The sequence below is a fragment of the Pseudomonas moraviensis genome (assembly GCF_900105805.1).
GTDB classification, from domain to species: Bacteria; Pseudomonadota; Gammaproteobacteria; order Pseudomonadales; family Pseudomonadaceae; genus Aquipseudomonas; species Aquipseudomonas moraviensis_A.
The window spans coordinates 1,858,079-1,883,477 of record NZ_LT629788.1; the positions used below are offsets into that span (position 1 = coordinate 1,858,079).

Annotated in this window: 28 protein-coding genes; 13 read left to right on the plus strand and 15 right to left on the minus strand. The window is 57.9% G+C overall.

All coding sequences use genetic code 11. From position 1 onward, the window contains the following. Positions 1-3 precede the first annotated feature (3 nt). From BLU71_RS08515 to BLU71_RS08525, 3 genes are all read right to left on the minus strand, one after another. Positions 4-585 carry a TetR/AcrR family transcriptional regulator gene (locus tag BLU71_RS08515; protein ID WP_064362378.1) on the minus strand — a complete coding sequence of 194 codons (582 nt, stop codon included), beginning with the start codon at positions 583-585 and terminating at the stop codon, positions 4-6. A 68-nt stretch (positions 586-653) separates the two neighbouring features. Further along, on the minus strand, positions 654-1,910 hold the full coding sequence (locus BLU71_RS08520; protein WP_065617356.1) for a cation:dicarboxylate symporter family transporter: 1,257 nt from the start codon (positions 1,908-1,910) through the stop codon (positions 654-656). A gap of 113 nt (positions 1,911-2,023) precedes the next feature. Continuing rightward, positions 2,024-2,449: a VOC family protein gene (locus BLU71_RS08525; protein WP_039762906.1), complete on the minus strand. Its 426-nt coding sequence runs from the start codon at positions 2,447-2,449 to the stop codon at positions 2,024-2,026. A 154-nt stretch (positions 2,450-2,603) separates the two neighbouring features. Between BLU71_RS08525 and BLU71_RS08530 the strand changes: the two genes are divergently transcribed. Then, positions 2,604-3,482: a LysR substrate-binding domain-containing protein gene (locus BLU71_RS08530; protein ID WP_064362382.1), complete on the plus strand. Its 879-nt coding sequence runs from the start codon at positions 2,604-2,606 to the stop codon at positions 3,480-3,482. A gap of 46 nt (positions 3,483-3,528) precedes the next feature. Here BLU71_RS08530 and BLU71_RS08535 read toward each other — a convergent pair whose 3' ends face one another. The 4 genes from BLU71_RS08535 to BLU71_RS08555 all read right to left on the minus strand — a co-directional run bounded on the left by BLU71_RS08535 (position 3,529) and on the right by BLU71_RS08555 (position 5,763). Further along, positions 3,529-3,894 carry a histone-like nucleoid-structuring protein, MvaT/MvaU family gene (locus BLU71_RS08535; RefSeq protein WP_042609978.1) on the minus strand — a complete coding sequence of 122 codons (366 nt, stop codon included), beginning with the start codon at positions 3,892-3,894 and terminating at the stop codon, positions 3,529-3,531. A gap of 67 nt (positions 3,895-3,961) precedes the next feature. After that, positions 3,962-4,357, minus strand: coding sequence for a DUF1330 domain-containing protein (locus BLU71_RS08540; protein ID WP_083352805.1), 396 nt, complete (start codon positions 4,355-4,357; stop codon positions 3,962-3,964). Between the two features lie 45 nt (positions 4,358-4,402). Beyond that, positions 4,403-4,789, minus strand: coding sequence for a putative quinol monooxygenase (locus BLU71_RS08545; protein WP_064362386.1), 387 nt, complete (start codon positions 4,787-4,789; stop codon positions 4,403-4,405). A 263-nt stretch (positions 4,790-5,052) separates the two neighbouring features. Further along, positions 5,053-5,763 carry an SOS response-associated peptidase gene (locus tag BLU71_RS08555; protein WP_083352807.1) on the minus strand — a complete coding sequence of 237 codons (711 nt, stop codon included), beginning with the start codon at positions 5,761-5,763 and terminating at the stop codon, positions 5,053-5,055. 98 nt (positions 5,764-5,861) lie between these two features. Here BLU71_RS08555 and BLU71_RS08560 point away from each other — a divergent pair, with 98 nt between their 5' ends. The 3 genes from BLU71_RS08560 to BLU71_RS08570 all read left to right on the plus strand — a co-directional run bounded on the left by BLU71_RS08560 (position 5,862) and on the right by BLU71_RS08570 (position 8,665). After that, entirely contained in the window at positions 5,862-6,293 is a 432-nt protein-coding gene (locus BLU71_RS08560; RefSeq protein ID WP_064362391.1) for a LexA family protein, read from the plus strand. Continuing rightward, positions 6,280-7,560, plus strand: a complete 1,281-nt coding sequence (umuC, locus tag BLU71_RS08565; protein WP_083352808.1) for a translesion error-prone DNA polymerase V subunit UmuC — start codon at positions 6,280-6,282, stop codon at positions 7,558-7,560. The genes BLU71_RS08560 and umuC overlap by 14 nt, the downstream gene beginning before the upstream one ends. Positions 7,561-7,738: 178 nt before the next feature. Next, the gene (locus BLU71_RS08570) at positions 7,739-8,665 is read left to right on the plus strand and encodes a DMT family transporter (RefSeq protein WP_133247384.1); all 927 of its coding nucleotides are present in this window, start codon (positions 7,739-7,741) and stop codon (positions 8,663-8,665) included. Positions 8,666-8,767: 102 nt separating this feature from the next. On the opposite strand, the gene BLU71_RS08575 is transcribed toward BLU71_RS08570, so the two are convergent. Together BLU71_RS08575 and BLU71_RS08580 are read right to left on the minus strand one after the other, a co-directional pair. Then, a complete protein-coding gene (locus BLU71_RS08575; RefSeq protein WP_083352810.1) occupies positions 8,768-9,526 on the minus strand; it encodes a GIY-YIG nuclease family protein in 759 nt (252 codons plus the stop codon). 240 nt (positions 9,527-9,766) lie between these two features. Further along, positions 9,767-10,198, minus strand: a complete 432-nt coding sequence (locus tag BLU71_RS08580) for a bleomycin resistance protein (RefSeq protein WP_083352811.1) — start codon at positions 10,196-10,198, stop codon at positions 9,767-9,769. Positions 10,199-10,600: 402 nt separating this feature from the next. Here BLU71_RS08580 and folE point away from each other — a divergent pair, with 402 nt between their 5' ends. The 3 genes from folE (at position 10,601) to BLU71_RS08595 (ending at position 12,671) form a co-directional block, all read left to right on the plus strand. Further along, positions 10,601-11,158 (plus strand): GTP cyclohydrolase I FolE, encoded by a 558-nt coding sequence (folE, locus tag BLU71_RS08585; protein WP_083352812.1) that lies wholly within the window; start codon positions 10,601-10,603, stop codon positions 11,156-11,158. 45 nt (positions 11,159-11,203) lie between these two features. Beyond that, entirely contained in the window at positions 11,204-11,746 is a 543-nt protein-coding gene (locus BLU71_RS08590; protein WP_083352813.1) for a DUF3833 domain-containing protein, read from the plus strand. Positions 11,747-11,867: 121 nt separating this feature from the next. Then, entirely contained in the window at positions 11,868-12,671 is an 804-nt protein-coding gene (locus tag BLU71_RS08595) for a DUF1206 domain-containing protein (protein WP_083352814.1), read from the plus strand. Positions 12,672-12,713: 42 nt separating this feature from the next. Here the strand turns inward: BLU71_RS08595 and BLU71_RS08600 are convergent, their stop codons facing one another. After that, positions 12,714-14,006: an Nramp family divalent metal transporter gene (locus BLU71_RS08600; RefSeq protein WP_371919852.1), complete on the minus strand. Its 1,293-nt coding sequence runs from the start codon at positions 14,004-14,006 to the stop codon at positions 12,714-12,716. A 274-nt stretch (positions 14,007-14,280) separates the two neighbouring features. On the opposite strand from BLU71_RS08600, the gene BLU71_RS08605 reads away from it, so the two are divergent. Further along, entirely contained in the window at positions 14,281-15,414 is a 1,134-nt protein-coding gene (locus BLU71_RS08605) for a lactonase family protein (protein WP_083352815.1), read from the plus strand. 117 nt (positions 15,415-15,531) lie between these two features. Next, a complete protein-coding gene (locus BLU71_RS08610; protein WP_083352816.1) occupies positions 15,532-16,773 on the plus strand; it encodes an MFS transporter in 1,242 nt (413 codons plus the stop codon). Between the two features lies 1 nt (position 16,774). On the opposite strand, the gene BLU71_RS08615 is transcribed toward BLU71_RS08610, so the two are convergent. Both BLU71_RS08615 and rclC read right to left on the minus strand, forming a co-directional pair. Then, positions 16,775-17,002 carry a DUF2790 domain-containing protein gene (locus BLU71_RS08615; RefSeq protein WP_042609992.1) on the minus strand — a complete coding sequence of 76 codons (228 nt, stop codon included), beginning with the start codon at positions 17,000-17,002 and terminating at the stop codon, positions 16,775-16,777. A gap of 31 nt (positions 17,003-17,033) precedes the next feature. After that, complete coding sequence (gene rclC / locus BLU71_RS08620; RefSeq protein WP_064362412.1) at positions 17,034-17,609, minus strand: reactive chlorine resistance membrane protein RclC; 576 nt, start codon at positions 17,607-17,609, stop codon at positions 17,034-17,036. A gap of 125 nt (positions 17,610-17,734) precedes the next feature. On the opposite strand from rclC, the gene BLU71_RS08625 reads away from it, so the two are divergent. Then, on the plus strand, positions 17,735-18,640 hold the full coding sequence (locus tag BLU71_RS08625; protein WP_083352817.1) for an AraC family transcriptional regulator: 906 nt from the start codon (positions 17,735-17,737) through the stop codon (positions 18,638-18,640). A gap of 154 nt (positions 18,641-18,794) precedes the next feature. Beyond that, positions 18,795-19,571, plus strand: coding sequence for an alpha/beta fold hydrolase (locus tag BLU71_RS08630; RefSeq protein ID WP_042609995.1), 777 nt, complete (start codon positions 18,795-18,797; stop codon positions 19,569-19,571). Between the two features lie 15 nt (positions 19,572-19,586). Here the strand turns inward: BLU71_RS08630 and BLU71_RS08635 are convergent, their stop codons facing one another. After that, complete coding sequence (locus BLU71_RS08635; protein WP_065617365.1) at positions 19,587-20,507, minus strand: LysR family transcriptional regulator; 921 nt, start codon at positions 20,505-20,507, stop codon at positions 19,587-19,589. 153 nt (positions 20,508-20,660) lie between these two features. Beyond that, positions 20,661-21,290 (minus strand): glutathione S-transferase family protein, encoded by a 630-nt coding sequence (locus BLU71_RS08640; RefSeq protein ID WP_083352818.1) that lies wholly within the window; start codon positions 21,288-21,290, stop codon positions 20,661-20,663. A 283-nt stretch (positions 21,291-21,573) separates the two neighbouring features. Between BLU71_RS08640 and BLU71_RS08645 the strand changes: the two genes are divergently transcribed. Together BLU71_RS08645 and BLU71_RS08650 are read left to right on the plus strand one after the other, a co-directional pair. Continuing rightward, entirely contained in the window at positions 21,574-23,625 is a 2,052-nt protein-coding gene (locus BLU71_RS08645; protein WP_083352819.1) for a pyridoxamine 5'-phosphate oxidase family protein, read from the plus strand. A gap of 18 nt (positions 23,626-23,643) precedes the next feature. Further along, complete coding sequence (locus tag BLU71_RS08650) at positions 23,644-23,856, plus strand: hypothetical protein (protein ID WP_083352820.1); 213 nt, start codon at positions 23,644-23,646, stop codon at positions 23,854-23,856. On the opposite strand, the gene gabP is transcribed toward BLU71_RS08650, so the two are convergent. Then, complete coding sequence (gene gabP, locus BLU71_RS08655) at positions 23,853-25,259, minus strand: GABA permease (protein ID WP_083352821.1); 1,407 nt, start codon at positions 25,257-25,259, stop codon at positions 23,853-23,855. The genes BLU71_RS08650 and gabP overlap by 4 nt on opposite strands. Positions 25,260-25,399 lie beyond the last annotated feature (140 nt).

A 25,399-nucleotide genomic window follows, 5' to 3' on the forward strand; every position in this document is an offset into this window, starting at 1 on the left:
CCCCTATGCCAGCAGGCGCTTACTCGTGATCAGTGCCGTATCAAAGGCAGCCGTCGTATTGCGGACTTTTACCAGAAGCGATGCCCCCAACCACAATTGATACAGCGATTCAGCCAGTGATTCTGCGTCTTGAGCCGAAGTGATTGAGCCATCAGCCATTCCTTGCTGAACACATCGCGTGATTCTCTCGATGATCAGCGCTGTGCCCTCCTCCAGTACGCCGCGCATGTCTTCCGACAGGTCGCACACTTCGGCGCCGAGTTTCACCACCAGGCATTTCTCCTCGGGATGATCGAACGCCTGCGTCTTCGCCCAATAGCGCAAATAGCCAAGGAGCCGCTCGGCACCCGTCCCTTGCGCCGCCATAACGACGTCCACCCGCCCGATGTACTCCTGAAAGTATTCCTCCAATAGTGCCTGGCCGAATTCCTCTTTGGAGGAGAAGTAGTGATAAAACGACCCTTTAGGTACACCCGCCGCCTTCAGCACTTCCATAAGACCGACAGCGGTGTAGCCTTTGTGGGTCATCAATGCCTTCGCTACATCGATGATGTGTTGTCGCATGTCTTGATTAGGTTTTTTCATAGTGAGCACAGCCTAATCAGAACTAGACCGGTCGTCTAGTAACTATTTCCAGTATCTGACGAACGCGACTAAACGCTTGCTGCCGTGTGCGGCTGAGAAGGTTTCAGTGCAACCTTCTCCCACTTGGCGATAACCAACGGTGCAATGGCATTGCCCAATACGTTCAGCGTGGTGGTGCCACTGTCGATAATCCTGAAGATGCCTGCGATCAACGCCACGCCCTCCAACGGTAATCCGGCGGACGCCAATGTCGCTGACAGGATGATGATGGCAAAACCGGGTACCCCTGCTGCTCCCTTTGAGGTCAGCACCATCGTCACCACCAGCAGGATCTGCTGCGACAGAGAAAGGTCGATGCCATAGAGCTGCGCCACGAAGATCGTTGCCACACCGAGAAAAATCGATGCGCCATCCAGGTTGAACGCATAACCCACTGGCACCACAAAACCGACGATCCGACGCGGGACACCGTAGTTCTCCAATCGCGTCATCAACTGCGGCATGACGGCGGCGGACGCGGCACTCGAAAACGCCAGAATAAGCTCATTGCGAAAGTACCTGATCAACTTGAAAATGTTTTCGCCGATCAAATAGCAAATGCCGCCAAGTATCACCAACGCGAAAACTATCAGCGCCAGATAAACCACCCCGATTAGCTTGAGCAACGGCAACAATGAGGCGAAACCAAACGTCGCCACGGTCGCGCCGATCATTCCAAACACGCCGATCGGTGCATAAGCCATGACGATTGAGACGACCTTGAACATTGCATCGGAAAGGCTCTGAACGACCGCGATGAAGGGTGCGCTTTTGTCCTTCGGCAGAGCGTTCAATGCCATGCCTAACAGCACCGCGAAAAACAACACGGACAGCAACTTCGCTTCTGACATAGCAACCAGCACATTGTCAGGGACGATGTTCTGCAAGATGACCAATGCGCCTTTGGCCGGCTCCAGAGTGATCGCTGCGGTGCCGTGCGAAATACCGGAAATGTCGGTGCCCGTCCCCGGCTCGAAAACATTGGCGAAACACAAGCCGATGACAATGGCCAAGGCCGTAATTGCAAAAAAGTAGCCCAGCGATTTTATCCCCATGCGGCCAAACGATTTGTTATCGCCACCGCCTGCGATGCCCAGAATCATGCAACAGAACACAATCGGTACAACCACCATCTTCATCATCTTGATGAAGATATCTCCGAGCGGTTTTAGGATCTCCGAACTCACCCATGCCTGATACTGCGGATGCGTATTGAAGTACCAACCGACAAGCACGCCAAGCAATAGCCCGGCAACGATTTGCCACACCAGGGGAATACGTTTCATGTCTAGCCTTCTTGTTGGAGTGAAAGGTCTGCGTCTATTCGCAGTTGCTAGAGTCATGAGCTTCCAGCTCATTTGAAATCAAATGGCACAACGCCGTTGTGCCATGGCTGTTGTTACTTGGCGAAGAGCTGGCTCATATCCTTGAACGCCTTGAACTCAAGAGCGTTGCCGCACGGGTCAAACAAAAACATGGTGGCTTGCTCGCCCACTTGGCCTTTGAAACGAATGTACGGTTCGATCACAAATTCGGTACCAAACGACTTCAAACGTTCGGCCAGTGCCTCCCACTGTTCCCAACCTAAAATGATGCCGAAGTGCGGAACTGGAACATCGTGTCCGTCAACCGGGTTGCTATGCACGCTTTCCTGCGAAGCGGTTTTTGGATGTTCATGAATCACCAGTTGGTGACCATAAAAATCGAAATCTACCCACTGCGTGCTGGAGCGCCCTTCTTCAAGACCAAAAACCTCACCGTAAAAGGTGCGAGCTGCAGCCAGGTCGTAAACAGGGATAGCAAGGTGGAATGGCGAGAGGCTCATGAGAACTCCAAATATTTTTTGTTGGTTGGCGAACATTTCCACCGCCATTGGCTCTCTGGATTAAGCCGTTGCCGTGGATGGGAAACATCGTAGGACGGGAAGCCAAACATAAAAATCAATATATATTTCTTAGAAACACAACTAATATTTGTGAATGATCAAAGAACTGAAGACACTCATTGCTGTGGCGCGTGAAGGCACGTTCGCCGCTGCCGGCAACAAGATCGGCCTGACTCAGGCCGCCGTGAGCGCGCAAATCCAGCGCCTGGAAGCCGAGCTCGGGTTCGAAATTTTCGACAGGAAAGGACGCTCGGCCCATCTCAACAAAATGGGCCACCAGATACTTCTGCAGGCGCAAGAGCTGCTGAGACTTTATGACAATCTGGGCTCTACAACGCTGGGCGAGCCTCCCAGCGTGCTGGTCAACATCGGTGCGATCGCGTCCGTGCAGCGCTCCTATTTGCCCGATGCGCTCGCAAAGTTTCACAAACAGTGTCCGCAGTGCCGCACACGTGTTATCCCGGGCCTTTCAATGGAGATGGTGAACCTCGTCGACGCCGGCGAGATCGACATGGCCGTGATCATTCGCCCGCCTTTCTCCCTTCAAAGTGACCTGCGCTGGACGACACTGGCGCTAGAGCCCTATCGACTGATCGTGCCACGTGACCTAGAGGGAGAAGACTGGTCGGAACTGCTGTCCAGCCAGCCATTCATTCGCTATGACCGATCATCCTTCGGCGGCAGGCAGGTCGACCGTTTCCTGCGGCAGATGCATTTCACCTTGCAGGAAGTTTGCGAGCTGGATGAACTGGAGGCCATCATCAAGCTGGTTGAAAAGGGTGTAGGCGTAGCTCTGGTGCCGCAGACAAAACCCCATCAGGAATGGCCCACAGGTGTACGGGCGATCGATTTGGGACAACACACCTTTCACCGGGATATCGGGTTGGTACATCGGTCTCGACAGAGTTTTACGGAGCCTGTGCGAATTTTGGCCCAGCTTATTAGTGATCAGGTAACAGCGATCTCCAAATAAGAGTTTCAAAAAAGGCCCTATCGGGCCTTTTTACTCAATCAACACATCACTTGGTCAGCCAAGACTCTACGGTCGCGGCGCCGTGCTTTGTCTTCCACTCCTTGAGCGTCTTGTGATTGCCGCCCTTCGTCTCTACCACTTCGCCGGAGTGCGGGTTTTTATAGACCTTCAACTGGCGAGGCTTGCGGCTACCCGCTTTGGACTCGACAGCTGGAGCGCGGCGACCTGCCTGTGGATCGAGCACATTGATCACGTCCTTCAAGCTGTAGCCGTACTTTGCGAGCAAATCACGCAGCTTGGTTTCGAACTCGATTTCTTTCTTGAGGCCTGCGTCACCCTTGAGGGCTTCGAGCGCCTGAAGCTGTTCGGCGAGGTGTTTTTCGAGCTGGCGGAATTCTGCGAGTTTGGACATGAAATCTCTCTTCTGCTATTGATCGGGGTTTCCCGCTAAACAATATCCTAAATTTACAAAGTCGGAACTACCGCGCCGGTACTCCCTCGATCAAGTAGACGTCCGTCTTGGCTGAACGCTGGCGGACTTTCCTCAGTTCTGTGTACTGCGCGGAGTTGTACCAAGCCTGGGCTTTTTCGACGCTCGCGAACTCGATGACCACACGGCGACGCTTTGGTGCTTCACCTTCAAGCGAAATGGTTTTTCCGCCTCGCACGATGAAATGTCCGCCATAGGGTTTGAAGGTTGATTCGACCTGCGCACTGTAAGGCTTCATCCCCTCGGGATCGGTAACTTCAAACTCGGCGACATAGTAGGCCGGTGGTGCGGCAGATTCTGCGTCCGATGCCATCACCTGATAACTGTCCGCCGCAAAATACGCCAGTCCCGCCAGGGCAATCGCCATCACCTTGAAATTTTTCATTCATTTTGCTCCATTGAGAAATCAACTTGACCAGCGCGCAGCCGGTTATCGGCCAGACCGTGAACCAAGCTCGATCGGGGTGGTTTCAATCAGGCGCTTCGACAGAATCATCGATTTCGTAGTAACAGCGTACTTTTTGAAGTGCGGCGATTCGATATGGCTTCGATATGCCGAGTCGCTGGCGTAGATTTCGAAAAAATGAAACCAGTTTGGACGGTCGACTTCGGCCACGGCGTAGATGGATATGACGCCGGGCTCTACTCGAGTCGACTCAGAGATCTCTTCTTTGACTGCGGCTTGATAGGCCGCAACCTGTGCAGGGTCGATTTCAAGTTGCGCGATGCGTACCACCAGGCCATTGTCTTCGGCGGCCAGCGCTTGTCCTGCCAGTAATCCTGTCAATGCGATCACTCTTGATAAACGTTTACCCATCAGTTTTTCCCCTTCCTTCACTGCGGCAGCGCATATGCCACCACGTAATCACCCTTCTGCGTCGTCGCCGAATTACCGCCAGCGCTGACGACCAGATATTGTCGGCCACTCTTTGGAGAAACATACGTCATCGGTGTTGCCTCCGCACCGAAGGGCAACCGCCCTTTCCGCAGCTCTTCCCCGTATGCTCGGCGGCTTCCCTGCTTATTGCCCGGTGTTGCAGCAGCTGAGCCAGCCACGTCGATTTTTCCACCGCTGGTTTATCAATCGTCGACATCCGAGGCCAAGGAGAGCGGCTGAATGAGCTGCGGGCCTTGGTTACGCACGTTGCCCACATCCTTGCCAACCTTGTACCAATGGAAATCTGTCGCCGGCCTGCAGTGCTCCATGGCTAATTCGCGAGCGCGTTCAGGTGAGGTATTGGGGTCGATCCATTCACGCGCATGCTCAGGCGCCAAGACCAAGGGCTTGCGGTCGTGGATATCGACCATGCCTTCATCACTTGCCGCGGTGATGATGACGAAGCCGTCCCGTTCGTCCGGTTCCAGAGCTTCGTGCACCTCGGCCAACCCTGCGAAGAACATCGGAATCTGCTCTTTCAGGGTGATGAAATACGGCTGCTTTTTCTTCGGATCTTCTTCGTCCTTGACCCACTCGAACCAGCCGTTCGCCGGCGCGAGTACGCGTCCGTCTGGCCAGAGCTGATTGAAAAATTTGCCGGTGATGACGGTCTCGACTCTTGCGTTGATCGGGTCAGGACGCTTTCCCTTCGCCCAGAAAGGCGCCCATCCCCATCTGACCTTGTCAATGCTCAAGCCCTCCCTAACCGGCCGGATGATTTCCACCCGCGTCGACGGTGCGACGTTGTATCGCTCAACGGGCCAGAGGTCATAGCCATTGATCACCAACTGCCTTGGCGCAAGCTCCTTGAGGTAGTGATCCATCGATTCGTAGATCGAGTAGCGTCCGCACATGCTGTCACCCGTCGAATTGTGGTGCCTATGAGATTGACCGCAAGCGAACCAAATCGTTAACTGTATGTACGTACAGTTAACCTCCTAAGGCTTGCATCATGAGCATCATTCTTCTCGGCCCACTCGCTACTGGCGGCAAGAAGCTGCCCCTTTATTCCGCCAGGGTACCGGCGGGCTTCCCCTCCCCTGCGGCGGACCACATCGAAAAGCACATTTCCCTGGATGAGCTGTTCGATATCCGGGCGCCGCACGTGTATCTGGTGAGGATCGATGGCGACAGCATGCAAGGCGCGGGCATCTATTCCGGGGATATGGTGATCGTCGATCGGAGCATCGAGGCGGTCAGTGGCGATATCGTCATCGCTGCGTTGAACTCGGAGCCATTCTGCAAGCGCCTGCTTTTGCGCGAGAACGCCGTGATGCTTTTGTCGGAGAATCCGAAATACCCGGCGAGACATGTCATGGAAGGCGATGAGCTGGTGATCTGGGGTGTCGTGAAATACAGCGTCCGTGATCATGACCATGCGTGAACCGGTTTTTGCACTCATCGACTGCAACTCGTTTTACGCGAGCTGCGAGCGCGTCTTCAGGCCCGACCTGGCAAAGACCCCTATCGTGGTGCTGTCCAACAACGACGGCTGTGTGATCGCGCGTAGTTACGATGCCAAGCCTTTCGTGAAAATGGGTCAGCCGTACTTTCAGATCAAAGACCATCTACGCCGGCATGGAATCGTGGCTTTCAGCAGTAATTACGCGCTGTACGGCGACATGAGCGAGCGCGTCATGACCATCATCGAATCGATGGTGCCGGCACTTGAGGTCTATAGCATCGATGAGGCATTTGCCGATTTGACTGGCATGCCCGGAGATCTGTCCGCGCTTGGCAGGCACATACGCTCAACACTTCTCAAACGCGCCGGCATTCCAGTCGGAGTGGGCATCGCACGGACGAAGACGCTGGCCAAGCTCGCCAACCACACAGCCAAACGGCTGCTGGACATCACTGGCGGCGTGGTGGATCTGTGCGATCCGTTCAAACGGGACTGGACGTTGCGCAACACCGATGTCGGCGAGGTCTGGGGCGTCGGCCGGCGCATGAAGGCACACCTGGAAACAATGGGCATCAAGACCGCGATGGACCTGGCGAAAGCCGATCCGTGGATGCTTCGCCAGAAATTCAGCGTGGTGATCGAGAAAACGGCTCGGGAGCTCGCCGGCACCTCATGCCTGGAACAGGGTGAAGCTGATCCACCCAAGCAGGAGATCTGCTGCAGTAGGATGTTCGGCAACCGGCTCACGCAGATCGAGCCGATCAAAGAGGCCGTCGCCACCTACACTCAACGTGCGGCAGAAAAACTCCGAGCGCAAAACTCGCTGTGCAAGAAGATCCGCGTGAGCATTCGCACCGGCATGTTCAATCCTGAGGAAGCGAAATATGCCAATGGCGCCTTGGTGGAGTTACCGTACCCGACCAACGACGTGCGGCTGATGACGAAGGCTGCGACCGAAGCGGTCAATCGTCTCTTCCGTCCCGGCTACAAGTACAGCAAGGCGGAAGTGCTGCTGATGGATCTGCGCCAGCCTGGCGAATTCACCGATGACCTGTTCGCGCAATCCCAGCCGGCGATGGCAGACAAGGTGATGGGTGTGCTGGATGAGATCAATGGTCGCTGGGGAAAGGGAGTGCTGCGTGTAGCCAGCGTGCCTACAGCACCGGGATGGGCGATGCGTCGGGAGCTTATGAGCCAGAGTTATACGACGAAGCTGGATCAGTTGTGGACGGTGAGCGCCAGGTAGCGGCGACGGGGTGGGCCTCTGCCGCCTGAAAAACGAGCGGCCTTGAAGGGCTGCTTATGGCCAGAAGCGGACAACGGTCAGGAATGAAAATCGCCGTCTGGCGTGTCGGCTATTTGCCCTGAGAATTCGCCACCATCTGTTAAATTCTCAGTTCACTGAAGGAACAGGAGTGCGATTCGTGAGCAAGTACAGTGCAAGCGGCGACAGTGTTGCCAAGGGCATATTGCTGATAAGCGCTGCTGTCTTTCTCCTTTCGCTGGCCGATGCAGCAGTCAAATATTTCAGCGCCAGACTTCCACTCTGGCAGTTGTTCCTCATCGTCTCCTGCCTGTCGGTGCCCACCCTTGTAGCCTGGCTCGCAAGGGACGTCAGATCGGGTCGATACTCAACCGCCTCGATGTTTTGGGTGACAATCAGGAGCATTCTGCTGCTGTTAATGTGGGTAACGTACTACTCGGCGTTACCGTTGATCCCGTTATCAGTGGCTGCCGTGGCGATCTACACAACTCCCCTTTTCATAGCGCTTTTCTCCACCCTTTACGGAGGTGAGCCGTTATCACTGCGAGGTTGGGTTGCGATAGGAATAGGTTTCGCGGGTGTCGCCACAGTGTTACGCCCGGGATCAGATGTTTTCGTCCTTGCAACTCTGCTACCTGTGATTGCGGCTGTTTTCTACGCGGTCGCGATGGTTGTGACACGTCGACATTGTCGCAATGAACATCCACTGGTATTGGCGCTGGGCTTAAATATCGCTTTTCTTTTCGCCGCCGTAATCGGAGGCGGCGCATCGCTGATGGTCAGTGAGTCCACAGTTGCTGGTGCTGCATTTCTACTCTCTCCCTGGCAGACGCCCGGTTGGCAGGAGATGCTTTTTATCTTCTGTTACGCCTGCGCCCTGATTTTCATAAATACGGCTACCGCCAAGGCCTACCAGGTTGCGCCTCCAGCACTTATCGGGACTTTCGATTATGCGTACCTGGTTTTCGCCTGCCTTTGGGGTTATGTACTGTTCCAGGAAACGCCGGACACCTTTACATGGGCTGGAATTGTTTTGATTGTCATTGCCGGCTTCCTGATTCTGCGCGCCCAAAAATGTAATCAATAGGCGCTTCTTGGCCCAGAGATATCGCCCGTGAGCGGCAGTTGTCGGCCAGAAGCGGACGTTTAATTTAATGTGGGCTGGGACGATTTCTGAAACTTGTGGGCTTTAAATGTCTCCCCATGCCTGTCCGCCGCTGGTAGGCTTGAACCGTGAATGTCTGCTTCGCCCCTTCCTCAATACCGCCTTAGCCTCTTCTCTGTTTCCGGACTGGCAGTGATGGATGTAGTGCTCAAGCGTCTCCTGATTCTCGTAGTCGGCACCCAGCCAGTCCAATTCCGTATCAACATACTGAATAATTTCCTCGAGTTGCGCACTAAACCACTCACCATTTGTGCGGTACTGGGCAAAATGCTCATGGCACTGCGTTTCGGCCGCAAGGCAGTCTGCAACTTTGACGTTTACGACATTGACGATAGGGCTCCCATGGCCGCCCATCTGTGCACGCTGCCGACGGCCAGCCGTCTTGGTGTGCCCGATTTTGCTCAGCCCCGTTATCCCATCAAATAAAACATAGACATAGCCTGTCAGCCGGTCAGGAGGGGTCGTAGGAGTGCCAGGCACCCGCGATGCTAGATGAGGGAGGAATTCTTTCGCAGCTTGTACTAGATGCGCCCAGGTCGGATGCACATCTTGTCTTACGCGCTCCTTGTTCTGCTTACGCAGTTCAGTCATACGGTCAAACTCATCCATGTGCGCCAAACGGTTCGCCTCATCGAGAATCATGCCCCAGCCAAATTTCGCCAATTCTTCCTGGAAGCGCTTTGCAGGTAAACCGAAAGTGACTGCCAGGTCGGCGAGTTCGACGTTTATGAATTGTTCTGCTGATCCATTTTTATCAGCTTCGGTTTTGGTGTCTCTGGTCAATTGAATAATTCCCGTTGCCTAATTTCGAAAATCGCGCCGTATCACACCCAAATATACGAGGTGTTGTCGATAAAGGAGGTTTTGTTCGTGGAGCAAGACGTCGCAGGGCGGCGAACCGAGCGCTAAGGAAGGGCCACATTTGGAGGCTATTTTCGGTAACGTCCGACCAATTAGGCTGGTTTTCTGCCTGCCGTCACAGGCAGAAAACGACCCAAAGCTGACGGTCGGATTGGCTCAGATTCAGATTGAGCAAGCCGGCCGCTCACCCAACCTCTCTACCAACCTTACGAGATAACCGTCGGGATCCAGTACGATGAATTCGCGCTGGCCTACTTCTGCATTGTCAGCCCGATACCAAGTGTCTTTGCATTCTCGATAGAGTGGACATCCAGCCGAATCAAGTTTTTGGATGATGGGGGCGACAGCCTCAACATCAATCTGCAGGTTGATGCCTCTTCCAAACGGCTTGGTCAACGGCGCAGTCAGCCATTGACCCGCGTTCGAATCAACCTGCTCAAGCATTACTTGAGCACCATTCAAATCCAGGTATGCAAATCCATCTTCCGGGCGTTGATAAGCTACCTTGAACCCCAGACGAGAAACCCAAAAAGCCAGGCTGCTATCCAGGTTGGTGACCATTAACTCCGGAACCAGTTTGTTACGTTCGAACATGAGATGACTTCCATTTCAAAGGGCTTTTTCTTGCGGGCGGGCATGTTCTGCACTGATGGCTTCGATGCCACGTCGGGATCGTGGCGAGCGCGATGATGCACGCTCGGGTGGGAATTATCGAGTCGAATTGAGCGACCGCTTATGGCCGATAGCTGCCCCATTCCCCCCCGTGAGCTCTCGATCCAAAACAGCCATCTGCCAGCCCGTATCAAGCCACTGACTGAACCTCGCCTTAAGTTTGTCCTGTCTGAAATTTCACGTCTGCACAAAAAAACCGCCGATTCGTTGTCAGTTGATCTTTTTCAGCCTATCTTCAATAAAACCTATACAGATTCCTCATATACGTACAACCTTTTTCACCCGACATTAGCCCTCACGCAGCACTCGCCACGAGTAACCCGAATGAGCCCAGAGTTAGCCAGCCATTACCGTGAGATCCTCGTTGGCGTCGGCGAGAACCCTGAGCGCGAAGGTCTGCGGGACACGCCCGAGCGGGCCGCCAAGGCCATGCGATACCTGTGCGACGGCTACGCGTTGAGCCTGGAAGACGTGACCAACGGTGCTCTGTTCGAATCGCAAAGTGATGAGATGGTAATCGTCAACGACATCGAGCTTTATTCGCTGTGCGAGCATCACATGCTTCCATTTATCGGCAAGGCGCATGTGGCGTACATCCCCACTGGCCGGGTGTTGGGACTATCGAAGGTGGCGCGGGTGGTCGACATGTTCGCGCGGCGGCTGCAGATTCAGGAAAACCTTACTCAGCAGATTGCTCAAGCCATCCAGCAGATCACCGATGCCGCCGGTGTCGCGGTGGTCATTGAAGCCAGGCACATGTGCATGATGATGCGCGGTGTCGCGAAGCAGAATTCGGTCATGACGTCCTCCGTCATGCTCGGTGCCTTCCGTGATAGTTCGACGACGCGGCAGGAATTTCTCCAGCTCATCGGACGGCACTAGGCCTATACGCCGCTGGTTAACTGTACAAGCTCAAGGAGTAGGAAGATGACCCGATTTCTGCTGCTATTAGTAGTGTCGCTCAGCATTGCAAGCTGCGGCAGTGTCGATGTTGCTCGGTACGCAGACCAGCAACCTGCATTGAGTCTGGAGCATTTTTTCAGCCAGCCCGTCAAAGCCTGGGGGATGTTCCAGAAGCGCAACGGCGAAGTGACCAAGCGTTTCGAGGTCGACCTCGTCAGTCGTCGCGAAGGCAACAACCTGATTCTCGACGAGCGCTTTGTGTATAGCGACGGTACCCATCAACGCCGAATCTGGACCCTCACTCCCGAGGAGAATGGCCGCTGGAGCGGTCGCGCGGGCGACGTGGTCGGTGTCGCAAAGGGACAGATTGCAGGAAATACTTTCCACTGGCGGTATCGCCTGAACCTGCCCGTCGACGATTCGACCTACGAGGTGAGCATGGACGACTGGATGTACCTGATCGACGAAGACACGTTGATCAACCGCACCAGTATGTCCAAGTGGGGTGTTGAGGTCGGCCAGGTGACAGTGTTCTTCCGTCGCCAGAGTGCTGGAGAGAATCCTTGATCCGTTGAATGGCAGGCCGTTAAGGGCGCACGTCACTCAAGGGTGACCTGACCCACAACCTTAATCGAACCCCTGCCCCGTCCACGGGTCTGCTTCACATCGATTCCCTGGAAGCAAACTCATGTCCACTCAACACACCCTTGTCCTGCTCGCCCGAGGCGGATACGCCGCGCGCGGTGTTCTGTACCTGATCATCGGCATTTTCGCCCTGCTCGCCGCCCATGACTCCACCAAACCAAAAGACAGCCACAAAAGCCTCGAAGCATTGCTCAGCCAACCCTTCGGCTACGTGCTGATCGGCGTTGTGGTCGCCGGTCTGCTGGCCTTCGCCGCTTGGCGGGCGCTGCAAGCGATTCGTGACATCGACCACCACGGCAATGAGTTCAAGGGTCTGGTCATTCGTGCAGGCTTGCTTGCTGGCGGTATGGTCAACGCGGCGCTGGCCTTCTTTGCCTTGGGCCTTTTGGTGAGTGGCCTCAGGAGTTCGGGCGGCTCCGGCGATGGCAAGACCAGGGATCTGCTCGCGCATCTGCTGTCGTTCGAACACTCGAATCTATTGATCTACCTGATCGCGCTGATTCCGCTCGGTGTCGGTATCGCCCACATCATCAAAGGCTGGAAGGCCTCGTTCGAGAAGTACTTCGAAGCGGATGACGAAGTGATGCGCTACGTGCGCCCGGTGTCGCGCTTTGGCTTGATTGCGCGAGGTGTGGTGTTTATCGAGATTGCGCTGTTGATGGCGGTCAGCGGCTCGGTTTACCAGGCAACGAATCCACCCGGCATGAAGGAAGCGCTGGATGCTTTGCAGAATCTGCCGGCTGGCGGCGTGCTGTTGATGCTGATGGCGTTGGGGCTGATCGCATTCTCGGTGTACAGCTTTTCCGAGGCCGCCTGGCGCAGGATCGAGATGGATGTGCCGTTGTAAGGGGCGATTCGAGGGGGCGTATGCCCCCTCGATTTCTGGTCATCAGGTGAACAGATCAACGCCCAGTTGAAAAGCCACCCACAACGCCAGCCCAGTGGCAAACAACAGCGCGATGTTTTCGAACAGGTTGTTGCGGTATTGCTTGTCCAGCAGCGATTTCTGATTGGACATGATCAGCAAGCCCAGGGAAATCACCGGCAAACCAATGATGTTCAACGCGCTGACACCAATGGTCAGGGTGACGAAATCCGGCATGCCCGGCATCGACCAGATCAGCGGCGTGACCAGGATGAACAGCATGAACCACTTGTGCATCGGGTCGTGATGGAACTCTTTGCCGTACTTCTCGCGCCGCTCAGGGCGAACGTGCTGGAAGGCATCGGTGATCAGCATCGGAAACGCCGTGGTCTTGCCGGAAATGCTGGCAAACAACGTCGCGAATACGCCGATGAAGAACACATACCAGCCAATCGGGCCGAAGTAGATTTCCAGCGCCTTGCCCAGATCGCCTAAGGTTTTCACCTCGATACCGTTCGGTCGCAGGATTTCCGCACCGACGATCCAGATCGCCAGGTTGATGATGATCCCGACGAACACCGCAAACAGCAGATCGTTACGCTGAATGCGCTTGTGCTGCGGCCCGATCCAGCCTTTCTGGCGCATGACGTAGGGGTGCACGAAGTTGGCGATCGAACCGGCGACCGCACCGATCACCGAGACCGCCACCAGCAACGCGCCGTGCACGCCCTCGTCAGGCGGAATGCTGAAGCCGATGGTGCCTTTGATGATGCCGGTGACATCCGGGCCGGACATCACCGCCAGAGCGATGAAGGCCAGCGTCATGATCGCCAGCAGCAGTTTCATTACGCCTTCGATCATCGTGTAGATGTTGCGCCCGACGAGCATCCAGACCGCCAGCACCACCGCCACCGAACACAGCAATGGCTGATCGATCTTGAACAGCATCGCCAGCGACTCGCCTGCCCCCTTGATCATGTAGGCGTTCATCAAGTGCCCCATCAACAAGGCGTAAACCAGCATGAACCAGGCAAACACCGGATTGAGCTGGGCATAGCCCTGAAGGATGGTCATGCCCTGGTTATTGCATAGCTGAAAGCGGGCAATGATGTTGACGATCAAGTACCGAAGCAACAACGAGACCGCCAGCACCCACATCATGGCGTAGCCGTAATTCGCGCCGGCCACCGAGGACGTGATCAGGTCGCCCGCGCCAAGCCACGACAGCACGGCGATGATGCCGGGGCCGAGCAGTTTCAGCGTTCGCAGGAACAGGTTTTGCGGTTTCGCAGCGGCCTGATGATCGAGTGGAGCCATGCTCGTCATAGGGGTATCTCCGTTATTGTTTTTGTGTGAACGAATGCAGTCCGGCACATTAGTAGGATGTCGTACAACAACGCTAATGGGAGAGTATGTAGAAATGTTTCATATCTGCCGAGGCATTGCCCTCCCCGATCATTTTCACCGATCCATCCCAGCTGAATCGACGCTGTGACAGAGGCGCGACCGGAGTACAGATCGGCCAAATAGACATTGATGCCCCCGCCAATCACTCATAGGATGACTGATCACAAAAACAATACGGCTGGAAATGATGAAAAGAACCCTTTTGATCGCTGCGCTTGCCTCAACCCTTAGCGTGACTGCCAATGCCGCGACCTACGCCTACATCTCAAGTCCCGGTGACGGTCTGATCTCGCAATACCGCCTCGAGCCGGACAACGGCGCGCTCACCCTGGTCGAACAGATCCAGGCCGGTGACCAGGTCAATCCCATGGCCCTCACCCCGGATGGCAAGGTGCTGTTTGCAGCCTTGCGGGTCAAACCTTTTCAGGTTCTGGGCTACCGGATCGATCCCCACAGCGGTCATTTGACAAAGTTTACCCAGGCGCCTCTGGCAGAGAGCATGGCCTACCTGTCGACCGACCGAAAAGGTCGCTACCTGCTCGCGGCGTCTTACGGCGCCGACGCCCTCAGCGTTCAGAAGATCGGCGAGGATCAACAACCTTCCGCCAGCATCCTGCGCTACCCGACCGGCCTGCATGCGCATTCGATTCGCACCGAGCCGAGCAATCGCTTTGCCTACGCCGGCAACCTGGGCACCGATAAGGTTCTGCAATACCGCCTGAATGCCCAGACCGGTGAGCTCAGCCCGATTGGCAGTGGTTCGGTCAGCGTCCCGGAGAAAACCGGCCCTCGCCATCTGGCATTCTCGCCGGACGGCAAATTCCTTTACGTCGTGGGCGAAATGAGTGGCACCGTGACCGCGTTTTCAATCGACCAAAGCAGCGGCGCGCTGACCCGAATCGCTGCAGCCAATGGCATTCCCGAGCGTTTGAAACTGGCCCACGGCGAAATCCGTGATGCGCGCAACAACGATCTGAAAGACGACCCGACCCCGCGCATCTGGGCCGCTGACCTGCGCATGTCGCCGGACGGAAAGCTGCTGCTGATGAGTGAACGTACCAGTAGCAGCGTTTCGGCGTTTTCCGTGAATCCGGCAACAGGCCGACTGGCCTTCCTCGACAACTACTCGGTGCAGGAACAACAACCGCGCAACATCGCCTTCTCGCCCGATGGCCGCTGGCTGCTGGTCACGGGCGAGAAAAGTGCCAAGGTCGGTACTTACGCGGTGAGCAAGGATGGCGCCCTGAAGCGTGTCGGCGAAGCGGCATCGGGCAAAGGTGCATTGTGGATCGAGGTACTGCAAACGCCTGACGCATGAATATCTGCGGAGCAGCAACTGCTCCGCCGTCCTGCAACTAATCCCCCGCCGCTTCGGTCATTAGGTTTGCCGAGGTTGATACATTTACGCAGACCTCACTTTCAAGAGACTGCCCTCGTGATCAGCCATCTCGATCGCCGCAACAACCGCTCGCTGGACAGTCTGAATTTCTTCCTCGCGGATGTTCGCGACGGCCTCGGGCCGTACCTCGCCATTTACTTGCTCGCCGTGCACCACTGGGACCCGGCCAGCATCGGTGTGGTCATGACCCTCGCCGGTATTGCCGCGCTGGTCACGCAAACACCCGCCGGAGCACTGGTTGACAGCAGCCGCGCGAAACGTGCGTTGATCATCATCGCCGCGCTACTGGTGACGGCGAGTTGTCTGGTCCTGCCGTTCATTTCTTCATTCACTCTGGTGGCGTTGACCCAAGCCTTGAGCGCAGCGGCTGCGTCGATTTTCGCCCCGGCGATTTCCGCGATCACGCTGGGCATTACCGGCCCCCGGGCATTTACTCGGCGCACTGGCCGCAACGAGACGTTCAACCACGCCGGCAACGCGTGTGCGGCGTTGTTGGCCGGTTTATTCGCTTACCTGTTCGGTCCGGTGGCGGTGTTTTATTTGATGGCGGTCATGGCGCTGGCCAGCGTGGTTGCCGTGCTGTTCGTCTCGGCCGAGGCGATCGATCATGATGTGGCGCGGGGGCTGCAGCCTGGCGATCAAAGCCATCAGCCGTCCGGGTTCAAGGTGCTGCTGAGCAATCGACCGCTGCTGATGTTTGCCCTGTGCTGCGCGCTGTTCCACCTGGCCAACGCGGCGATGCTGCCGCTGGTGAGCCAGAAACTCGCGCAAGCCAACCTGCACATGGCCACGCCGCTGACGTCGGCATGCATCGTCGCCGCGCAACTGGTCATGGTGCCGATGGCGCTACTGGCCGGTGCGAAAGCCGATGTCTGGGGGCGCAAACCGTTGTTGCTGGCGGGTTTCCTGATCCTGCCGCTGCGCGGGTTGCTCTACACCTTCTCGGATGATCCCTATTGGCTGGTCGCCGTGCAGTTGCTCGACGGTGTTGGCGCCGGGCTTTTCGGGGCGCTGTTCCCGGTGATGGTCAAGGATCTCACGCTCGGCTCCGGACATTTCAATGTCAGCCTCGGCGCACTGACCACCGCGTTTGGTCTGGGGGCGGCGTTGAGCAATGGACTGGCCGGGTTCGTCGTCGAGGCTGCCGGTTACAGCGCGGCATTCCTGACCCTCGCCGGGGTCGCAGCGGCGGCGTTCCTGCTGCTGTTGATCGGTGTTCCGGAAACGCTGCAGCGGACTGCCAAAATCGAGTCCGCTACAGTGCTGGGGCAAACTTGAGCTAATCGCCACCGCAGCCATTGCCCAGCACGGTGTACGTGGCGACATGCCGCTGACCGTGACTGTCTTCATAGACGACCTCCACCGGGACGATTCCGCAGGCGGCGCTGGTGTCGGTGATGCTGATGGTTTTGGCGATATCCAGTGGCACGCCGGTTTGTGCAGGTTCGGTGGCGGCGAACACGTTGCCGGCGACGATGGCCAGGGTCAAAGCGAAAAGCGTTTTCATGGAGTTGTCTCTCTATAAAGGATGAGGGAATTCAGGCCTGACGTTCAGTCAGCAATTGGCGTGCGGAATCGGCCATTACCGGCAGCGCTCCGGCGAGCATCAGGACGTCTTTGAGCACCAGGCGCCCGGCGCCGGACAGATAGGGAAAGCCATGCTCACCATCGCCCAGCGCAGCTACCCAGGCTTCAGGTGTCGTGACCAGAAAGCTCAGGGTCACCAGCGGCGTAGCGAATGCCAGAGCGCCGCCGAGCAGGCCGGTACGGCGGGAAAGCGGATTGGACAGGACCAGCAGACCGATGAGGATTTCCACCACGCCGAGCCCGGTGGAAAAACCGTAGGTGTTGTTCGCGGTCTGCCAGGCGCGCTTGTCGGCGTTCAGCTCGCCCTCGTGGCTCAGGTGCGCCTTGTAGTCCTGAGGGTGTTCGTAGAAGAACGACATCACCGGGCTGTTGGCGACGAAGGGCGTGATGCTGTCGGCTTCGTACGGCACGAACTTCAACGCACCGATCCACAGGAACACGATGGCGATGGCCACGCGCATCAGCGGAATGCCGAGGCGATCGAGTTTGCCGAGCTGTTGTAGTCCGGCGTTGATTGAGGTGAACATGCGACTTCTCCAGATCAATGAAAGTGGAGTCAGTCTGCGGTGCTATCGAATCGCGCTTTTGTCGGTCATGCTCAACGTCTTGCTCAATCGTCTCAACTTTGCGGACTCCATCGTGATGCGTGCCAATGAACTCGCTCGATAAACTCATCAGCCTGGCCAACGTGCGCGGCGGCCTGGATCTGCGTTGCCAGTTTCAGGGCGACTGGGCACGTGATCACCAACAGGAAGCCTTGGGCAAGGCGCCCTATCACATCGTCCTCGAAGGTGAATGCCGGGTTGAGCTGGCGAGCGGACAACGCCTGGCGATGCGCGCCGGCGATATTCTTTTGCTGCCACGGGGCACGCCACATGTGCTGCACAGCACCGGTAAAAACGTAGCGCCGATGGCGCCAACGCTGATTCCCGGCGGGGTGTTGCCAATCTATCGGCTGGGTGGCGCGAGCGCCGATCTGGACATGCTCTGCGGTGGCTTTCATTACAACCGCGCGTCGATGCTGTTCGCTGCCCTCCCCGACTACCTGTTGATTGCCAACGATGGCTTGCCGGTGGATGCGCCGCTGACAGCCCTGGTCGCGCTGTTGCGCAGCGAAGCCGACAGCGAGCAACCGGGCGCACGATTTCTTCTCGACTCGCTGTCCCAGGCCTTGTTCACCTTGATCCTGCGTGCGCATCTGGCCCGGGCCGATCACGACAAAAGTACCCTGGCGCTGCTTGGCGACCAGCGCCTTGGTCGAACCTGTCAGGCGATATTGGCCGACCCGGCACACGAATGGACCATCGAGGCCATGGCCGACACCGCTAACATGTCCCGCGCAACCTTCATGCGTACATTTGCCCGGGTCGCTGGCGTGTCGCCGTGGGTGCTGCTGACCCAGTTGCGCATGGAACTGGCATTCAGTCTGCTCAGCCATTCGCATCTGGGCCTTAACGACATTGCCGTGCAGGTCGGATATCAGTCGCAAGCGGCGTTCAGCAAGAAATTCAAGGAAATCTACGGCGAGGCCCCGGGCAAGATCCGCCGCGCGATCTGAAGGATCGACCGGTTTGTATCAGCATGTAGCTTTCGCCAACCCGGATACACACGCATGCGAAGTTCGGCCATGCGCACACAGAACTGACACATTTAGCGCGCTAAATACCCCTGTCGCTTCCATTCCTACCCTAATCAAACGACAGGACATCACCATGAACAAAGTCTTCGCAACCCTCGCCCTCACCGCCGCCATGTTCGGCGCCACCGCTGCGTTCGCCGCGCCGGTCAAACCTACCGTGGTGCTGGTGCACGGTGCCTTCGCCGATTCGAGCAGCTGGAACGGCGTGGTCAAGATTCTCGAGAAGGATGGCTACCCGGTGATCGCCGCCGCCAACCCGCTGCGTTCGGTCAAGGGTGATGCGCAATCGGTGGCTGATGTGCTGGCCAGCGTGAAAACTCCGGTGGTGCTGGTCGGCCACTCCTACGGTGGCCCGGTGATCAGCGAAGCCGCTTATGGCAATGCCAATGTCAAAGCGCTGGTGTACGTCGCTGCATTCGCGCCGGAAAAGGGTGAAACCGCTGCCGAGTTGTCCGGGCGTTTCCCCGGCAGCACCCTTGGCCCGACCCTGTCGGCCCCGGTTGCCCTGGCCGATGGCGGCAAGGATTTGTACATCCAGCAAGACAAATTCCACGATCAGTTCGCAGCCGATGTGTCTCAGGCGGATGCGAAGTTGATGGCCGCCACCCAGCGCCCGGTCACCGTCGCCGCGCTCAACGAAGCCGCCACCGAGCCAGCGTGGAAAACCGTGCCGTCGTACTTTGTCTACGGTGACCAGGACAAGAACATCCCGGCGCAAGCCCTGGCGTTCATGGCCGAGCGGGCACACGCCAAGCAGACCGTTGTGGTCAAAGGCGCGTCGCACGTGGTAATGGTGTCGAACCCGAAAGCCGTCGCCAGCCTGATCGAAACCGCCGCTACGGCGAAGTGATCGAACCTTGCAGCGTCAGCCGTGAACCCTGTTCACGGCTTTCAGCGCCGGGTGATGCTGAAGGCGTTCGCTGAGAAAATCGACAAACGTGCGTACCTTCGCCGGTACGCGCGGATGTTTCAGATAGACCAGTTGCACAGGTAACGCCGGTGGCTCAAAGCCCTCCAGCACCAACTCCAGTTCACCGGCCGCGACCTGGCTGGCGACTTGATAAGACAGCACCCGGGTAATGCCCCAGCCGGAACTGGCAATGTTGATCGCCGCCTGATTCGCGGTGACCACCAGACGCGGTTCGAAGCGAAAACTCAACGGGCCATCGGCATGGGCGAATTGCCAATCGCTGAGCAAATGACTGGCAGACGACATGACGATATTGGCGCGGCTCAACTCGTTCGGATGTTGCGGCCGACCATAACGGGCGAAGTAATCGGGCGTGCCGCAGATGACCTGGCGGACCTCGCCGACCTTGATCGCATGCTGATTGTTGTCGTGCAGATGACCGATGCGCACGGCGACATCGATGCCCTCCTCGGCCATGTTCACCACCCGATCAACCAGCAAGGCCTTCAGATGTACGGAAGGAAACGCATCGACGTATTGCGCCAGCAACGGCGCGATGAACAACTCGCCAAACAACACCGACGCAGTCACGCTCAAATGCCCGCACGGCACCCGATAACTGCCTGCGGCCGCCTCTTCGGCTTCGTCGATATCGCAAAGAATCCGTCGGCAATCATCCAGATAACGATGCCCGGCTTCGGTCAGGTGCAGGCTGCGCGTGGTGCGCGACAACAGGCGCGTGCCGATGCGTTGTTCCAGCGCAGCAATCGCACGGGTGACGCTGGGTGGCGAGGTATTCAAACGCCGGGCCGCAGCCGCGAAGCCACCCTCCTCGGCCACGGCCAGGAACATGCGCATTTCCTGAAAACGATCCATAGGCGGGAACCTGTAGAAAACCTCGAAAACACAGTGAAATCATGTGGGAGTGAGCCTGCTCGCGAAAGCGGTGTGTCATTCAACTCTGATGTTGACTGACAGAAAGCCTTCGCGAGCAGGCTCGCTCCCACAGGGGTTTGGCGTGTGCTGATATCAAGCGCTTTGCAGGCCTACCGCGGTGCGCTGCATGCCGACGAATTTCGGCAGCGTCTCAACCCGTTCCAGCCAGGCCCGCACATTCGGGTAATCCTCGAGCGAGACATTACCTTCCGGTGCGTGGGCGACATAAGTGTAGGCAGCCACATCGGCAACGGTTGCCTTGTCACCGGCGAGGAATGCGCTGTTGGCCAGTTCGTCTTCCATCACTTGCAACAAAGCATGGGAACGTTTGATCGCATCAGCCGCGTCGTAACCGGCACCGAACACAGTGATCAAGCGCGCCGTGGCCGGGCCGGAGCTGATCTGGCCGGCAGCCACCGATAACCAGCGCTGTACTTTGGCTTGCTCGACCGGGTCGCTCGGCAGCCATTGGCCGTTGCCATATTTGCCGGCGAGGTAGACGAGAATGCCGTTGGAATCAGCGAGCACCGTGCCGTTGTCGTCAATCACCGGCACTTGGCCGAAACGGTTGAGGGCAAGAAATTCAGGCGTTTTGTGCGCGCCCTTCATCAGGTCGACGAACACCAGTTCGGTCGGAACGTCCAGCAGGGACAGCATCAACTCGACGCGATGCGAATGGCCGGACAACGGATGGCGGTACAGTTTGACGGCTGACTGAGACATGACGTGCTCCTGAATTATTCGAGGTCGACCCGCTGATCGTGTCGATGGGCTCATCCTGCTCCCCTGCCGTAAATCGCGGAATCCTCACTCAATACAATCGAGCATTTCAGCCAGTGAAATAATCCCCCTCGTCCTTGGACGCACGTAGGGATCATTTCACCGACTGAAACAGTGGATTGCAGTTTCTGGCCATTCCCTCGCAACCGGCCGAGAGCGAACATGAGCCCACTTGAGCTTCAGCCCCTGGCGGCTCACCGGCCCGTCTGCACTGAGGAGAATCGAAATGGACACAGCGTCGAAACCGCAGCCCTCGCCCTGGCATGAAGGTGAGCTGACCCTGCAACGTGCCGTCGGCGCGGTGGAGATGATGGTCGGTGTCGGCCAGCGACAACTGGCCCGCGACTGGATGCCGGACCAGCACCGCGAGTTCTATGCGCAACTGCCCTTCGTCGTGCTCGGCGCCGTCGACAGCCAGGGCGATCCGTGGGCAACGCTGCGCACCGGTCAACCGGGGTTCATGGATTCGCCTTCGCCGCAGGTGTTGAAGATCAAACTCGACGCCCAGCGCAATGACCCGGCCAATCAAGGCCTGCAGCCCGGCGATGCGATCGGCATGCTCGGCATCGAGCTGCACACTCGCCGGCGCAATCGCATGAACGGCAACATCAGCCGCCGCGATGACAACAGCCTCGAGATCGGCGTGACCCAGGCTTACGGCAATTGCCCGCGCTACATCAACTTGCGCCATTACGCCTTCGTCGACGAAACCACCGACACCGCGCTCGACCTGCCTGTCAGCGAACCGCTGGTGCGCGACATGATCACCGCCGCCGATTCGTTCTACGTAGCTACTTATGTGGTGCGCGATGGTGAGCGTCAGGTCGATGTGTCCCATCGCGGCGGCAAATCCGGTTTCGTGCATATGGACGAGGACGGCACCCTGACCATCCCGGATTTCTCCGGCAATCTGTTCTTCAACACCCTCGGCAATATCCTGCTCAATCCGCGAGCCGGACTGACCTTCATCGATTTCGAAAGCGGCGATCTATTGCAGATGACCGGCAGCGCCGAAGTGCTGCTCGACGATCCGCAGATCGCTGCGTTCCAGGGTGCCGAGCGTCTGTGGCGTTTCAAGCCGCAGCGCATCGTTTACCGTCAGGCCGCGTTGCCGCTGCGCTGGGCCGAGCAGCCGGAAGGCGATTCGCCCAATTCGCAGATGACCGGCAGCTGGGAACAGACCCGCGAGCGTTTGCAGGCTGAGGCGCTGCGCAATCAGTGGCGTGCGCTGCACGTCACGCGGGTGGTCGATGAGAATCCGCAGATCCGCTCCTTTTACCTGCAAGCCAACGACGGCTTCTGCCTGCCGCGCTTCGAACCGGGCCAGCACTTGCCGATCAAGGTCTTGCTCGACGGCCAGGACGCCGCGTCGATCCGCACCTACAGCGTGTCCAGCGCACCGTCGGACGAGTTCTTGCGCATCAGCGTCAAACGCGATGGCTCGGTTTCTTCACACTTGCACGACCGGGTTCAAGCACTGGATTTGATCGAAGCCCGCGCCCCGCAAGGCGACTTCACCGTCGACGCCACGGAACGGCGCCCGCTGGTGCTGCTCGCCGCCGGGGTCGGGGTGACGCCATTGCTGTCGATGCTGCGCGAAGTGGTCTATCAGGGCAAACGCATCAGCCGCATGCGCCCGACCTGGGTGGTGCAAAGCAGTCGCACCGTCGAGGATCTGGCCTTTCGCGAAGAAATCGATGCTTTGGCTGCGCGTGCCGGCGACAAGGTCAAAGTGCTGCGGGTGGTCAGCCAGCCGCCGCTGCAGGCTACAGCGCAGGGCTACGACCATGCCGGGCGCATCGACATCGCCTTGCTGAAAAGCCTGCTGCCGCTGGATGACTACGATTTCTATCTGTGCGGCCCGGGCAGCTTCACCCAGGCGCTGTACGACGGCCTGCGCAAGATGCGCATTCCCGATGATCGCATCCACGCCGAAACCTTCGGCCCGTCGACGCTGATCCGCGATGTCGAAATCAGCACCCCGGCGCCGCCGCAAGTGCCGGTCGCTGAAGAGCCGGTCAAGGTGTTGTTCGCCACGTCCGGCAAGGAAGCGCGCTGGGAACCGGGCAGCGGCACCTTGCTGGAACTGGCCGAGGCACGTGGCCTGAATCCGGAATTCAGCTGCCGCGGCGGTTCGTGCGGCACCTGCAAAACCCGCCTGAGCAGCGGCCAGGTGCATTACCTCACCCCGCCGGCCATGCGCCTGGCGGACGACGAAGTGCTGATCTGCTGCGCCGCCCCGGCGCAGGGCAGCGACACCTTGGTGCTGGACGTTTGAATTTTGAGGAGGTGTGCCATGAATTCGTTTGCCGAAACCAACGTTGTTTGGCCGCAGGAGAAAACCGGATTGTCAGCCAGCGAGTGCGAGCGCAGCTTCTTGCTGCCGCAATTGATGGGCTCGCTCGCTGGTGAAGCCTGCGCGATGACTGGCTCATTCAATCATCGCGAGGATCTGCCCCCGAGCCCGAACGGCTGGTTTTCCCGTGGGCTCAAGGCGCTGTTTGCTTAAGCTTTGCTCGCAGCCGCCACTCTGCCCGCCGGCCGGTGCTGGCGGCTGGTGGCCAATCCGATGAACGAGATCAGTAGCGCCAGGCCAATCGTCGAGCTCACTTCCATGCGATGTTCAGGGGTGATCATCATCACTGCCAACGCCGCGCAGATGAAAGCGATGACCAGCCAGGTGAGCCACGGAAACAGCCACATGCGCAAGGTCATTTCGATCTTTTCCCGTTCCAGTCGGCGGCGCATGCGCAACTGCGAAATGGCGATCACCAGATACACCAGCAAGGCAATCGCGCCGGAGCTGGCGAGCAGGAACTGGAACAACCCGGCCGGCATGAAGTAGCTGAGCAACGTTACGCCTGCGCCGATCACCGTGCTGGCAATGACCGCCGCGCGCGGCACACCGGCGGCCGAGGTCACTTTCAATGCCGGCGGTGCATCGCCGCGTCGGCCCAGCGAATAGAGCATGCGCGAAGAGATGTAGATCGACGAGTTCATGCAACTGGCGACCGCGATCAGCACGACCACGTCGACGAGGAATTTGGCGTTGGGGATGTTCATCAGCTCCAGTGCGCGCTGGTAGGAACCGACCGAGGCGAGTTGCGGGTCGTTCCACGGCACCACGGAAATCACCACGAAGATCGACAGCAGATAGAAGATGCCGATGCGCCAGATTACCGAACGGGTCGCCTTGGCGATGTTCTGCGCCGGGTTGTTCGACTCCGCAGCGGCGATGGTCACCGCTTCGGTGCCAATGAAACTGAACATGATAGTGATGAAAGCGCCGACCACCGCTGACATGCCGTTCGGCGCGAAGCCGCCGTGCTCGGCCATCAGCGTGCTCAAGCCGGTGGCTTCGCGCTCGGGAATCCAGCCCATCAGCACCGCAAAGCCCAGGCCGATGAAACCGATGATCGCGATGACCTTGGCCATGGCGAACCAGAATTCGAACTCGCCGTATTTCGACACGCTGAACAGGTTGGTGATCACCAGCAGCACGATCGACAGCAAGGCGAACAACCACGCGTCGACCTGGGGAAACCATTGATTGAGTACGTGCCCGGCGGCCAGTGCTTCGATCGGAATCACCAGCACCCAGAACCACCAGTAGAGCCAGCCGATGGTGAACCCGGCCCAGCGGCCGATGGCCTGATCGGCGTAGGTGGAAAACGAGCCGGTGTCGGGATGCGCCACGGCCATTTCGCCGAGCATGCGCATCACCAGCACGACCAATAGGCCGGAGAACAGATAAGCGAGCAGCACCGCAGGTCCTGCGGCGGCGATGGCGTGGCCTGAGCCAACGAAAAGTCCTGCGCCGATGATGCCGGCAATCGAAAGCATGGTGACGTGGCGCGGTTTGAAACCTTGCGCCAACTGACCGTTGGAGTCCTTGGGGTTCAGGCTGTTCATGGGTTCTTATTGTTCTCATGATCGACGTTTGGGCCACTGACTGAGCGTCAGGCGATCATCATTTCCTTGAGCCGACTCAGGCGAAAGCAGCGACGCAGACGCTTTGCCGACGAAATGATGCTTCACCTTACGTGGCCCGA